Below are 11,513 nucleotides of genomic sequence, written 5' to 3' on the forward strand. Positions count from 1 at the left end.
GGGGGCGGGCGCCTCGGCCTTCGGCGCGGGCGCGGCGGCGCCGGCGTCATCGCCCGACAGGCGCGCGATCGGGGTGTTGACCTTCACGTTCTCGGCCCCTTCGGGAACGAGGAGTTCCAGCACCTCGCCCTCGTCGACGGCCTCGACCTCCATGGTCGCCTTGTCGGTCTCGATCTCGGCGATGACGTCGCCGGCCTTGACCGTGTCGCCGACCTTGACGTGCCACTTGCTCAGCACGCCCTCCTCCATCGTCGGAGACAGGGCGGGCATCAGGATATCGGTCATTGCACGCTCCCTGACGGGTCCGACTGTTCGGTGACGGTCTGGATGTTCTGCGCCTTGATCGCGTCGCTGAGGCCGGAAAGGATCTGGTTGTAGGCGGTCCGCTGGTCCATGCCGTGGCGCACGCTGTAGCCGTGGGCCATGTGGTTGGCGGCGTAGGCCAGCATGCGGCCGAACATGGCCGGGTCGCTGAAGGCCGGCTTGATGGACATCACCGGCTCCTTGTTCGACCACCACATGCGCAGGATCTCGATGGCCTCGGCGTCGGCGGCGACGCTGTCCGGCGTCTTCAGCTGGTGCTCCTCGCGCTCGCTCATGCCATCACCTGCTTGACCGCGGCGATGATCTTGTCGACGCCCGGCAGGGACAGGGCTTCAAGGTTGGCGGCGTACGGCAGAGGCACGTCCTCCTGGCAAACCCGCAGGGGCGGCGCGTCGAGGTAGTCGAAGGCGTGTTCGATGACCCGCGCCACCACCTCGGCGCCGACGCCCATCGGGCCCCAGCCTTCCTCGGCCGAGACCAGCCGGCTGGTCTTCTTGACGCTCTCCACCACGGTCTCATGGTCCAGCGGGCGCAGGGTGCGCAGGTCGACGACCTCGCAGCTGATCCCCTCCTCCGCCAGCTTTTCGGCCGCCTGCAGGGCGAAGCCGACCATGCGGCTGTGGGCGGTGATGGTGACGTCGGTTCCCTCACGGCGGACCTTGGCCTTGCCGATCGGCACCACCCAGTCGTCGACGTCGGGCACGTCGAACTCCAGGCCGTACATCATCTCGTGTTCGAGGAAGACGATCGGGTTGGGGTCGCGGATCGCCGCCTTGAGCAGCCCCTTGGCGTCGGCGGCGTCATAGGGCGCGATGACCTTCAGACCCGGGATCTGGGCGTACCAGGCGGAATAGTCCTGGCTGTGCTGGGCCGCGACGCGGCTGGCCGCGCCGTTGGGACCGCGGAACACGATCGGGCAACCCATCTGGCCGCCGGACATGTAGAGGGTCTTGGCCGCCGAGTTGATGATCTGGTCGATGGCCTGCATGCCGAAATTCCACGTCATGAATTCGACGATCGGCTTCAGGCCGGCGAAGGCTGCGCCCACTCCGAGACCGGCGAAGCCGTGCTCGGTGATCGGGGTGTCGACCACGCGGCGGTCGCCGAACTCCTGCAGCAGTTCGCGGCTGACCTTGTAGGCGCCCTGGTACTGGGCGACTTCCTCGCCCATCAGGAACACCGCCTCGTCGCGGCGCATCTCCTCGGCCATGGCGTCGCGCAGGGCGTCGCGGATGGTGGTCTTCACCAGCTTGGCGTCGGCCGGGATTTCGGGATCCTTCAGCTCGACCTTCGGACCGGTCTCGGTGACGTCCTTCTTCTCCGGCTCGCCGGACTTGTCGGACGGCGCGTCGGGGGCGGGGCAGTTGCGGTGACATGGCCACCACGCTCCCGCGCCGCCGTCGGGTCCGCCACCGGCCGGTGGCGCGGGTGGGGAGGGCATCGCCCCGCCGGTGTGCTGTGGAGTCCCGGTTCGGACCACGGAACGGGCTGGGGTAAGATTGACCCAGCAGTTGTGTGCCTGCCCGGGAGGGATCCCGATCAGGACCCGCGACTGACTACGCGCATGACTGATGCCGGCCACGCGGAGTCCGCTCCGCCCATGGCACGGCAGGTCCCCACCATCGGTCCCGGCGAGCACGTGCGTGCGCTGCCGGGTCAGCGTCGGGGGCGCCGGGTTCGCCCGCAGCCCATGCCAGGGACCGGACCACCACGGCCGGTCGACAACCGACAACCCCTCTAAGGAGCGACATGCCTGTCGTGACCATGCGCCAGCTGCTCGATTCCGGTGTCCACTTCGGACACCAGACCCGCCGCTGGAACCCCAAGATGAAGCGCTTCATCTTCACCGAGCGCAACGGCATCTACATCATCGACCTGCAGCAGTCCCTGTCCTACATCGACCGGGCCTTCGAGTTCGTCAAGGAGACGGTGGCCCACGGTGGCTCCATCCTCTTCGTCGGCACCAAGAAGCAGGGCCAGGAGGCCATCGCCGAGCAGGCCACCCGCGTGGGCATGCCCTACGTGAACCACCGCTGGCTCGGCGGCATGCTGACCAACTTCTCCACGGTCTCCAAGCGCGTGCAGCGCATGAAGGAGCTCGAGGAGATCGACTTCGAGGACGTCGCCGGTTCGGGCCACACCAAGAAGGAACTGCTCCTGCTGCAGCGCGAGCTGACCAAGCTCGAGTCCAACCTGGGCGGTATCCGCAACATGACCCGGACCCCGTCCGCCGTCTGGATCGTGGACACCAAGAAGGAGCACCTGGCCGTGGACGAGGCCCAGAAGCTGGGCATCCCGGTCGTGGCCATCCTGGACACCAACTGCGACCCGGACGAGGTCACCTACCCGATCCCGGGCAACGACGACGCCATCCGCTCCGTCAACCTGCTGACCCGCGTGATCGCCGACGCCGTGGCCGAGGGCCTCATCGCCCGCAACCAGGGCAAGTCCGGCTCCCAGGGCGCCGAGGAGCCCATGGCCGAGTGGGAGCGCGAACTGCTCGAGCAGCACAACGCCCAGCAGGCCGAGGCCGCCGACCAGTCCGCGCCGGCCACCGACCAGTCCGCGCCGGCCACCGAGCAGGCCGCAGAGCAGGACGTCGAGACCGCGGAGGCACCTGCTGCCGAGGCCGCAGAGGCACCCGAGGCCACCGAGGCGCCCGCCGCCGAGGCACCCGAGGCCACCGAGGCCAACTGATCCACCACCGGCCGGTCCCGTACGGGGCCGGCCGGTGTCTGCCCGGGCCCCCCGGGCAGACACCGACAGACCACCACAACACCACTCGGGATAACCCCGCAACAGGTAAGGATGGGTACCGCATGGCGAACTACACCGCAGCTGACATCAAGGCCCTGCGCGAGCGCACCGGCGCCGGGATGATGGACGTCAAGAAGGCACTGGACGAGGCCAACGGCGACGCCGACAAGGCCATGGAGATCATCCGCGTGAAGGGCCTCAAGGGGGCCACCAAGCGCGAGGGCCGCGCGACCGCCGAGGGCCTGGTCGCCGCGACCGTCACCGCCGGCGCCGGCGTCATGATCGAGATCAACTGCGAGACCGACTTCGTGGCCAAGAACGAGAAGTTCATCGAGCTGGGCAACGTCGTCCTCGAGGCCGCCGTCTCCTCCGGCGCGACCGACCTGGACGCCCTGCTGGCCGCTCCGTACAACGGCCGGACCGTGGGGGACCACGTCACCGACGAGGGTGCCATCCTCGGCGAGAAGGTCGTCGTGCGCCGCATCGCCCGCGTGGAGGGCGCCTTCGTGGACGCCTACCTGCACAAGACGTCCAAGGACCTCCCCGCCCAGGTGGGCGTCCTGATGGCCGTCGACTCCGACTCGGACGCGGCCAAGACCGCCGCCCACGACGTCGCCGTGCACACCGCCGCCTACGCCCCGACCTACCTGTCCCGCGAGGACGTGCCGGCCGAGACCGTCGAGAACGAGCGTCGCATCGCCGATGAGACCGCCCGCGCCGAGGGCAAGCCGGAGCAGGCCCTGACCAAGATCGTCGAGGGCCGCCTGACCGGTTTCTTCAAGGAGATCGTGCTGGTGGACCAGCCGTTCGCCAAGGACCCGAAGCAGACCGTCGGCAAGGTCCTCTCCGAGGCCGGCACCGCCGTCACCGGTTTCGCCCGGTTCCGCGTCGGCAACTGACCGACCGGCACACGGCCACGGACCGCGCGCGGTAGGATCGGACCGACCGCGTCGCGGAACGACCTGGAAGGGGGTGGTCACCAGTCACTGGTGGCCACCCCCTTTGTCCTGCCCTATCCGGCACCATTCCGTCGGCGCAAGCCGCCAGCCCCGATGAGCCCAGGAGGCCCGCACATGCAGAGCACCGACCAGCGCACCACCCCGGACATCCGTGACGCGACGTCGTTCAACGAGTCCCGGGACCTGCAGCAGGCCCAGGCCGGCGACACCCACGGGGACCCGGGCCGGACCGGCAAGCGCCGCGTCCTGCTCAAGCTCTCCGGCGAGGTCTTCGGCGGCGGCAAGGTCGGCGTCGACCCGGACACCGTGCGCGGCATCGCCGACCAGATCGCCGGCGCACGCGGCCAGGTCGAGGTCGCCATCGTCGTCGGGGGAGGGAACTTCTTCCGCGGGGCCGAGCTCTCGGAGAACGGCATGGACCGGCGCCGCGCGGACTACATGGGCATGCTGGGCACCGTGATGAACTGCCTGGCCCTCCAGGACTTCCTCGAGCAGGCCGGCGTGGATACCCGCGTCCAGTCCGCCATCCACATGGAGCAGGTCGCCGAACCCTACATCCCGCTGCGGGCCATCCGGCACATGCAGAAGGGCCGCGTGGTGATCTTCGGCGCCGGCACCGGCCTGCCCTACTTCTCCACCGACACCGTCGCCGCCCAGCGGGCCCTGGAGGTCGGCGCGGACGAGGTGCTGATGGCCAAGTCCGGCGTGGACGGCGTCTACACGGCCGACCCCAAGAAGGACCCGGGGGCGCAGAAGTACGAGCACCTGACCTACGACGAGGCGCTGCTGAACGACATCCGCGTGATGGACCAGACCGCCATGACCATGTGCAAGGACAACAAGCTGTCCATGATGGTGTTCGGCATGGAGGGGGACGGCAACGTCACCCGCGCCCTGCTGGGCGAGCGGATCGGCACCACCGTCACCGTCTGAGGCCACCGGCCCCGTCCATCCCCACCGTCCCCCCCCCTCGTCCGGGCCATCCGGTGCCACCGGTGTCCTAGGATTGAGGCCACACCATCCGAACCGAGGAGACAACGTGACGCAGGAAACCCTTCAGGCCGCCGAGGAGCAGATGGAGAAGACCATCGAGGCCACGGGCGAGGACTTCGCCTCGGTCCGCACCGGACGGGCCAACCCCGGCCTGTACTCCAAGGTGATGGTCGAGTACTACGGCTCCTTCACGCCGCTGCAGCAGCTGGCCTCGTTCACCACCACCGACGCCCGGACCCTGCTGATCTCCCCCTTCGACGTCAGCGCCCTGCGGAACATCGAGAAGGCCCTGTCCGACTCGGAGATCGGCGCCAACCCGTCCAACGACGGCAAGGTCATCCGGGTCGTCATGCCGGAACTGACCGAGGAGCGCCGCAAGGAGTACGTCAAGCTGGTCAAGTCCAAGGCGGAAGAGCACAAGGTCTCGCTGCGCAACTCCCGCCGCAAGGCCAAGGAGGCCCTCGACCGGATGGTCAAGGACGGCGAGATCGGTGAGGACGAGGGGAGCCGCGCGGAGAAGGAGCTCGACGCCCTGACCCGCAAGTACACCGAGACCATCGAGGACATGGCCAAGCGCAAGGAAGCCGAGCTCCTCGAGGTCTGAGCGGCACCGCACCCGATGACGTCCGAACCCTCCGCTCCCGCCGGGCCGCGGCCGGTCCCGGACCCGGGACCACCGCAGACCCGGCGGCAGCGGCGGGAACTGGAGGCGGCCCGGGCCCGGAAGGCCAAGGCCGGCCGCAACCTCCCCGCTGCCATCACCGTCGGTGCGCTCCTGCTGGGTGGCGCTCTCGTCGGCCTGATCTGGCTGCCGGTCGTGCTGGCGATCCTCGTGGTCGCCCTGCTGCTGCTGGGCGTCACCGAGACCGCCAGTGCGATCTCCCGGCGCGGCCTGGACGTGCCCCGGATCCCGCTGTGGACCGGTGCCGTGGCGATGCCCCTGGGGGCCTTCGCCGGAGGCGCCGAGGCGCTCGTGCTGGCCCTGCTCGGCACGGTCCTGCTCATCCTGGTCTGGGCCGTCGCGGAGGACCTGCCGGCACGCGGTGAGAGCGTCCTGGTGTCCGTGTTCATCGTGATGTGGGTGCCGTTCCTGCTCTCCTTCGCCGTCGCCCTGCTGCGCCAGGAGCAGGGGAACCTCATGGTGGCCTGCATGCTGCTCATGGTGGTGGCCAATGACACGTTCGGGTACATCGTGGGGGCCTCGTTCGGCCGGCACCCGATGGCCCCGAAGGTCAGCCCCAAGAAGTCCTGGGAGGGCTTCGCCGGTTCGGTGGGCGGGTCCGTGGTGGTCGGGACCCTCGCGGTCCACTTCCTGCTGGACCACCCCTGGTGGATCGGCAGTCTGCTGGGCCTGCTGACGGTCGCCTCCGCCACCGCGGGGGACTTCGCCGAGTCCATGGTCAAGCGCGAGCTGAACATCAAGGACATGGGCTCGATGCTGCCCGGGCACGGCGGGGCCATGGACCGGCTGGACTCCCTCGTGTTCTCCGCCCCGGTCGCCTACATGGTCTTCGCGCTGCCCTTCGTCTGACCCCGGCCGTCCCGCCCTGCCCGGTCTCACCCCCTCCCGTCCCCGCTGGCTACGATGGTCTCGGCACCACGACTTTTCCGGCAGAAGGAGCGCCTCCCCGATGGACCACGGCACGCGGCAGGACACGCAGGGGCTCGCGAGGCGGGTGATGGCCTCGGCCGACCGGCAGCCCTTCGACGTCGTCCCGCCGGACACGTTCGGCTACCACCGGCGCCAGGTCGACCGGTTCATGGCCCGGGCGCGCGTGGCCTATGAGGGCGCCGGGGGCCTGCGGTCCGCGGACATCCGCCGGATCGCCTTCGACGCCGTCAAGGGTGGCTACGCCGCCGACCAGGTCGACGACGTGCTGGACCGCCTCGAGGACGCACTGGCCCAGGCCGAGCGTCAGGAGCGGATCCGCTCCGAGGGCGAGGACGCCTGGTCCGCACGGGTGCAGGGGTCGGTGGAGATCCTCCGCGGACGGTTGCAGCGACCGGACGGGGAACGCTTCCGGCGTGCGTCCCGCGCGGACGCCGCCAGCTACGACGTCGGTGGCGTCGATGCGCTGTGCCGTCGCCTGCTCGCGCGGTTCGAGGGTCAGGATCCCCTGGACGCGAACGAGGTGCGCCGGGCCGTCTTCGCCGCCGCCACGGGTGCCGAGGGATACGACGAGGCCCAGGTCGACGCCTTCCTGGACGCCTCGATCGACGTCCTGACCGTGCTGGACTAGTGCGGGGCTAACCGTCCCCCGCGCCGCCGTCGAGCAGGGACTCGACCAGCGGCACGGTCCGCCACGGGACCAGCTCGGCCATCGCCAGGGAGGTGTCCGCACGCTCCACGCCCTCGATGGCGAGGATGCGGGTGTGGATCCGGAACAGGTCCTCCGCGTTGCGCGCGGCCACCCGGGCCAAGACGTCCGCGGACCCGGTCAGGCCGTGCGCCTGGACGATCTCCGGGATCCGGGTCAGCGCCGCCGTGATCTCCGCCAGTTGCTGCTGGTGCACGTGGACCTGCACGAACGCGGTCAGCGGGTGCCCCAGGGCCGTCAGGCTGATCCGCCGTTCGAACGGGAGGAACACGTCCTCGGCGGTGAGTCGGGCCAGCCGCGCCTGCACCGTGTTGCGGGACAGCCCCAGGTACTGGGCCAGGGCCACGGTGGTGGCGTCCGGCATGTCGGACAGTGCGGCCAGGATCCGCAGGTCGGTGGTGTCCAGAGTGCGCATCATGCTCACGTTCTCACGGGTGTCGGGGGCGAAACGCGGGCAGGTTGCCCACTGCGCTGATCATATCTTGTGCACCCCTCGCAATGTGATTAGCATCACAACTCACGGCGGCCGACATCCAGGCCGCATCCACGGCGAGGGCCATCACCGACCCAGTGACGGGCCCGATCGAGGAGGACCCCCATGGGAACGGTCAGTCTGAACACCCCGCCCACCGGCATGCCGCACGTGCCCGAACCGGACCTGCACCAGGTCCTGACGCCGGAGGGCCACCGCCGTCCGGACCATGACCTGGACCCCTGGCTGGAGGACGTGACCGCGACCATGCTGGCGGGGCTGCACCGGGACATGACGGTGATCCGCCGCCTGGACACCGAGTGCACCCACCTGCAGCGCCAGGGCGAGCTGGCCCTGTGGCCGCCGCTCCTGGGGCAGGAGGCCTCCCAGGTCGGTTCCGCTGCGGCGCTGCACCGTGAGGACTACGTGTTCCCCTCCTACCGGGAGAACGGGGTGGCCTACCTGCGGGGCGTCGACCCGCTCGGACTGGTCCGGCTGTGGCGTGGTTCCACCTACGCCGGCTGGAATCCGGCCGAGACCAACCTGGCCGCCCAGCAGATCATCATCGGCGCCCAGTCCCTGCACGCCGTCGGTTACGCCATGGGCCTGCGCCGGGACCACTCCGAGGCGGCCGCGATCAGCTACTTCGGGGACGGCGCCACCAGCCAGGGCGACGTCAACGAGGCCATGGTCTTCGCCGCGAGCTACCACGTCCCGGTCGTCTTCTTCTGCCAGAACAACCACTGGGCCATCTCGGAGCCCGTCACCCTCCAGGCGAGGCGGCACATCGCCGACCGCCCCTGGGGGTTCGGCATCCCGGCCATGCGCGTGGACGGTAATGACGTGCTGGCCGTGCTGGCCGCCACCCGCCGTGCCCTGGAGCGGGCCCGCAACGGCGGCGGCCCCACCTTCATCGAGGCGGTCACCTACCGCATGGGACCGCACACCACCGCCGACGACCCGACCCGCTACCGCTCGAAGGACGAGGTCGAGGCCTGGCGGGCCAAGGACCCCATCGACCGGGTGGAGGCCCACCTGGCCGCCACCCTGACGGACTCCGACCGGGACGCCCAGGGCGGGCCCCTGACGATCGAGGTGGTCCGCGCGGCGTCGGCGGCGGCCGCGGACGAGATGGCCGCCGCCCTGCGGACCGGCCTGGCCGGGCTGGTCGACCCGGGTCCCGAGGCGCTCTTCGAGCACGTCTACGCCGAGCCCCACCACGAGCTGGCCCGCCAGCGCGAGCACTATCGGCTCTACCTGGCCCAGTTCGACGGCGAGCAGCTGGAGGCGGGGACCCGATGAGCGCGCAGGAGATCACCTTCGGCAAGGCCATCACGGCGGGCCTGCGGGCCGCCCTGGCCGAGGACGAGAAGGTCGTGCTGATGGGGGAGGACATCGGCACCCTCGGCGGCGTCTTCCGCATCACCGACGGGCTGATGCAGGAGTTCGGGCCGGACCGGGTGGTGGACACCCCGCTGGCCGAGTCCGGGATCATGGGCACCGCCGTGGGACTGGCCTACCGGGGCTACCGGCCCGTGGTGGAGATCCAGTTCGACGGTTTCGTCTACCCCTCGTTCGACCAGATCGTCTCCCAGGTCGCCAAGACGTACTACCGCACCCGCGGCGCCGTGCCGATGCCGGTGACCATCCGGATCCCCTTCGGCGGCGGCATCGGGTCTCCGGAGCACCATTCCGAGTCCCCGGAGGCGTACTTCGTGCACACCGCCGGGCTGCGCGTGGTCTCCCCGTCCACGCCGCAGGAGGGTTACGACCTGATCCGGGCGGCCATCGCCAGCAACGACCCCGTGGTCTACCTCGAGCCCAAGCGCCGCTACCACGACCGCGGGCCGGTGGACCTCTCGGCCCCGCTCCGGCCCATGGGGCCGGCCGCGGTCGCCGCCGAGGGCACGGACGTCACGCTCGTTGCCTACGGTCCCCTGGTGAAGACCTGCCTGCAGGCCGCCGAGGCCGCCGCGGCCGAGGGCATCTCGATCGACGTCATCGACCTGCGTTCGCTCTCGCCCGTGGACTACGGGCTGATCGAGGCCTCGGTGCGCCGGACCGGACGACTGGTGATCACCCACGAGGCCAGCCGGACCGGGGGCCTGGGCGCGGAGATCGCCGCCACCGTGACCGAACGCTGCTTCCACTGGCTGGAGCACGCGCCGGTACGCGTCACGGGTTTCGACATCCCCTACCCTCCGGCCAAGCTGGAGCACCACCACGTCCCGGACCTGGACCGGATCCTGGATGGCGTGGACCGGGCCCTGGGCCGGGCCAATTCCCTGGACTCGATCGACCCGTTCGCGCCACCCACGCCGCTGGCCGCCGACGGAACGGAGCGTGGCTGAGATGCTGAAGGTCTTCAACCTGCCCGACCTGGGCGAGGGGCTCACCGAGTCCGAACTGCTGGACTGGAAGGTCTCGGTCGGCGATTCCGTCACCGTCAACCAGGTGCTCGCCGAGGTGGAGACGGCCAAGGCCGTCGTCGAGCTCTCGAGTCCCTTCGAGGGCACCATCACCGCCCTGCACGGTGAACCCGGTGCGGTGGTGGCCGTGGGGGCACCCATCGTGTCCTTCGACCTGCCGGGGGAGCCCGGGCAGGACGGGCCCGACGGCGCCGCCCCCGCCCGCTCCGACGGTCGCGTGCCCACGCTGGTCGGCTACGGCGCCGCCGCCGAGGGGGCCGGGCGCCCGGCTCGCCGGGCCCGGGCCGCCCAGGCGGTCCCAGCGGGGTCGGGGGCCCCGGCGCGTCCCTCCGCCGGCACCGGCGAACGGCCCCGCGCCACCCCGCCGGTGCGCAAGCTGGCCAAGGACCTGGGGCTGGAGCTGGCGGCCGTCCCGGGCACCGGGCCCGGTGGGGCCGTGACGCGTGACGACGTGACCCGGGCCGCGGAGCCCGGCCGCACGGTGGAGTCCGGCCGCACGGTGGAGCCCGGCCGCACGGTGGAGCCCGTGCCCGCCGCCGTGCGGACCCTGGGCGGACGGCCCCGCACGGAGGAGGAGGCCATCCGCTCCGTGCGCAAGGCCACGGCCGCGGCCATGACGGCGAGCGCCTTCACCGCGCCCCACGTGACGGAGTTCCTCACGGTGGACGCCACCGAGTCCCTCGAGCTGCTGGAGTCGCTCAAGGGCCACCGGGACTTCCGTGAACTGAAGCTGACCCCGCTGACCCTGGTGGCCCGGGCAGCCTGCCTGGCCCTCGAACGCACCCCGGGACTCAATGCCCGGTGGGACGGGGAGAACGGGCGGATCATCCGGCAGAACTACGTCAACCTGGGCATCGCGGCGGCCACGCCGCGCGGACTGATGGTCCCCAACGTCAAGGACGCCCAGGCGCTGGACCTGGCCGGGCTGGCCCGCGAGGTGGCCGCACTGACCGGGGCGGCGCGCGAGGGGGCACTCACCCCGGATCAGCTGACCGGCGGGACGTTCACGCTGACGAACGTCGGGGTGTTCGGGGTGGACGCGGGGACGCCGATCATCAATCCGGGCGAGGCGGGGATCCTGGCGCTGGGCCAGGTGCGCAGGATGCCGTGGGAGCACCGCGGCGAGATCGCGCTGCGGCAGGTCCTCACGCTGTCCCTGTCCTTCGACCACCGGCTGGTGGACGGTGAACAGGGCTCACGGTTCCTGGCGGACGTGGGTGCGGTCCTGCAACAACCGGGCATGGCCCTCGCGCTGTTCTAG

Annotated in this window: 13 protein-coding genes; 9 read left to right on the forward strand and 4 right to left on the reverse strand. The window is 70.8% G+C overall.

Features of this window, described 5'->3' with window-relative positions; all coding sequences use genetic code 11:
- The 3 genes from PLJ28_RS13515 to PLJ28_RS13525 form a co-directional block, all read right to left on the reverse strand.
- Positions 1–285: biotin/lipoyl-containing protein (locus tag PLJ28_RS13515; RefSeq protein ID WP_324590240.1), on the reverse strand; the 285-nt coding region annotated here is incomplete at its 3' end.
- Complete coding sequence (locus PLJ28_RS13520) at positions 282–599, reverse strand: DUF5076 domain-containing protein (protein ID WP_324590241.1); 318 nt, start codon at positions 597–599, stop codon at positions 282–284. The genes PLJ28_RS13515 and PLJ28_RS13520, both read right to left, overlap by 4 nt.
- The gene (locus PLJ28_RS13525; RefSeq protein ID WP_324590242.1) at positions 596–1,765 is read right to left on the reverse strand and encodes a pyruvate dehydrogenase complex E1 component subunit beta; all 1,170 of its coding nucleotides are present in this window, start codon (positions 1,763–1,765) and stop codon (positions 596–598) included. Before PLJ28_RS13525 ends, PLJ28_RS13520 begins: the two co-directional genes overlap by 4 nt.
- Positions 1,766–2,073: 308 nt before the next feature.
- On the opposite strand from PLJ28_RS13525, the gene rpsB reads away from it, so the two are divergent.
- From rpsB to PLJ28_RS13555, 6 genes are all read left to right on the forward strand, one after another.
- Positions 2,074–3,021: a 30S ribosomal protein S2 gene (gene rpsB / locus PLJ28_RS13530; RefSeq protein WP_183524220.1), complete on the forward strand. Its 948-nt coding sequence runs from the start codon at positions 2,074–2,076 to the stop codon at positions 3,019–3,021.
- Positions 3,022–3,143: 122 nt separating this feature from the next.
- Positions 3,144–3,980: a translation elongation factor Ts gene (gene tsf, locus PLJ28_RS13535; protein ID WP_183524222.1), complete on the forward strand. Its 837-nt coding sequence runs from the start codon at positions 3,144–3,146 to the stop codon at positions 3,978–3,980.
- Positions 3,981–4,154: 174 nt separating this feature from the next.
- Entirely contained in the window at positions 4,155–4,973 is an 819-nt protein-coding gene (pyrH, locus tag PLJ28_RS13540) for a UMP kinase (RefSeq protein WP_010142775.1), read from the forward strand.
- Positions 4,974–5,079: 106 nt separating this feature from the next.
- Positions 5,080–5,637 (forward strand): ribosome recycling factor, encoded by a 558-nt coding sequence (gene frr, locus PLJ28_RS13545; RefSeq protein WP_010142774.1) that lies wholly within the window; start codon positions 5,080–5,082, stop codon positions 5,635–5,637.
- A 15-nt stretch (positions 5,638–5,652) separates the two neighbouring features.
- A complete protein-coding gene (locus PLJ28_RS13550) occupies positions 5,653–6,564 on the forward strand; it encodes a phosphatidate cytidylyltransferase (RefSeq protein ID WP_183524225.1) in 912 nt (303 codons plus the stop codon).
- A 100-nt stretch (positions 6,565–6,664) separates the two neighbouring features.
- Positions 6,665–7,273 carry a DivIVA domain-containing protein gene (locus PLJ28_RS13555; protein ID WP_010142772.1) on the forward strand — a complete coding sequence of 203 codons (609 nt, stop codon included), beginning with the start codon at positions 6,665–6,667 and terminating at the stop codon, positions 7,271–7,273.
- Positions 7,274–7,280: 7 nt separating this feature from the next.
- On the opposite strand, the gene PLJ28_RS13560 is transcribed toward PLJ28_RS13555, so the two are convergent.
- Entirely contained in the window at positions 7,281–7,766 is a 486-nt protein-coding gene (locus tag PLJ28_RS13560) for an Lrp/AsnC family transcriptional regulator (RefSeq protein ID WP_255459535.1), read from the reverse strand.
- A 183-nt stretch (positions 7,767–7,949) separates the two neighbouring features.
- On the opposite strand from PLJ28_RS13560, the gene PLJ28_RS13565 reads away from it, so the two are divergent.
- From PLJ28_RS13565 to PLJ28_RS13575, 3 genes are read left to right on the forward strand one after another with little or no spacing between them, the layout of a single operon-like run.
- Positions 7,950–9,125, forward strand: coding sequence for a thiamine pyrophosphate-dependent dehydrogenase E1 component subunit alpha (locus PLJ28_RS13565; protein WP_183524230.1), 1,176 nt, complete (start codon positions 7,950–7,952; stop codon positions 9,123–9,125).
- Complete coding sequence (locus PLJ28_RS13570; protein ID WP_010142768.1) at positions 9,122–10,174, forward strand: alpha-ketoacid dehydrogenase subunit beta; 1,053 nt, start codon at positions 9,122–9,124, stop codon at positions 10,172–10,174. The genes PLJ28_RS13565 and PLJ28_RS13570 overlap by 4 nt, the downstream gene beginning before the upstream one ends.
- A 1-nt stretch (position 10,175) precedes the next feature.
- The gene (locus PLJ28_RS13575) at positions 10,176–11,513 is read left to right on the forward strand and encodes a dihydrolipoamide acetyltransferase family protein (protein ID WP_183528218.1); all 1,338 of its coding nucleotides are present in this window, start codon (positions 10,176–10,178) and stop codon (positions 11,511–11,513) included.

Origin of the sequence: Citricoccus sp., from assembly GCF_035445025.1 — a bacterium.
Taxonomy (GTDB): domain Bacteria; phylum Actinomycetota; class Actinomycetes; order Actinomycetales; family Micrococcaceae; genus Citricoccus.

Bases quoted from the DNA above. Each gene is read 5' to 3' on its own strand.
- PLJ28_RS13560 (WP_255459535.1), bottom strand. From the start codon at position 7,766: ATGCGCACTCTGGACACCACCGACCTGCGGATCCTGGCCGCACTGTCC.
- PLJ28_RS13565 (WP_183524230.1), top strand. From the start codon at position 7,950: ATGGGAACGGTCAGTCTGAACACCCCGCCCACCGGCATGCCGCACGTG.
- PLJ28_RS13555 (WP_010142772.1), top strand. From the start codon at position 6,665: ATGGACCACGGCACGCGGCAGGACACGCAGGGGCTCGCGAGGCGGGTG.
- pyrH (WP_010142775.1), top strand. From the start codon at position 4,155: ATGCAGAGCACCGACCAGCGCACCACCCCGGACATCCGTGACGCGACG.
- PLJ28_RS13575 (WP_183528218.1), top strand. From the start codon at position 10,176: ATGCTGAAGGTCTTCAACCTGCCCGACCTGGGCGAGGGGCTCACCGAG.
- PLJ28_RS13525 (WP_324590242.1), bottom strand. From the start codon at position 1,765: ATGCCCTCCCCACCCGCGCCACCGGCCGGTGGCGGACCCGACGGCGGC.
- PLJ28_RS13550 (WP_183524225.1), top strand. From the start codon at position 5,653: ATGACGTCCGAACCCTCCGCTCCCGCCGGGCCGCGGCCGGTCCCGGAC.
- PLJ28_RS13570 (WP_010142768.1), top strand. From the start codon at position 9,122: ATGAGCGCGCAGGAGATCACCTTCGGCAAGGCCATCACGGCGGGCCTG.
- rpsB (WP_183524220.1), top strand. From the start codon at position 2,074: ATGCCTGTCGTGACCATGCGCCAGCTGCTCGATTCCGGTGTCCACTTC.
- tsf (WP_183524222.1), top strand. From the start codon at position 3,144: ATGGCGAACTACACCGCAGCTGACATCAAGGCCCTGCGCGAGCGCACC.
- PLJ28_RS13520 (WP_324590241.1), bottom strand. From the start codon at position 599: ATGAGCGAGCGCGAGGAGCACCAGCTGAAGACGCCGGACAGCGTCGCC.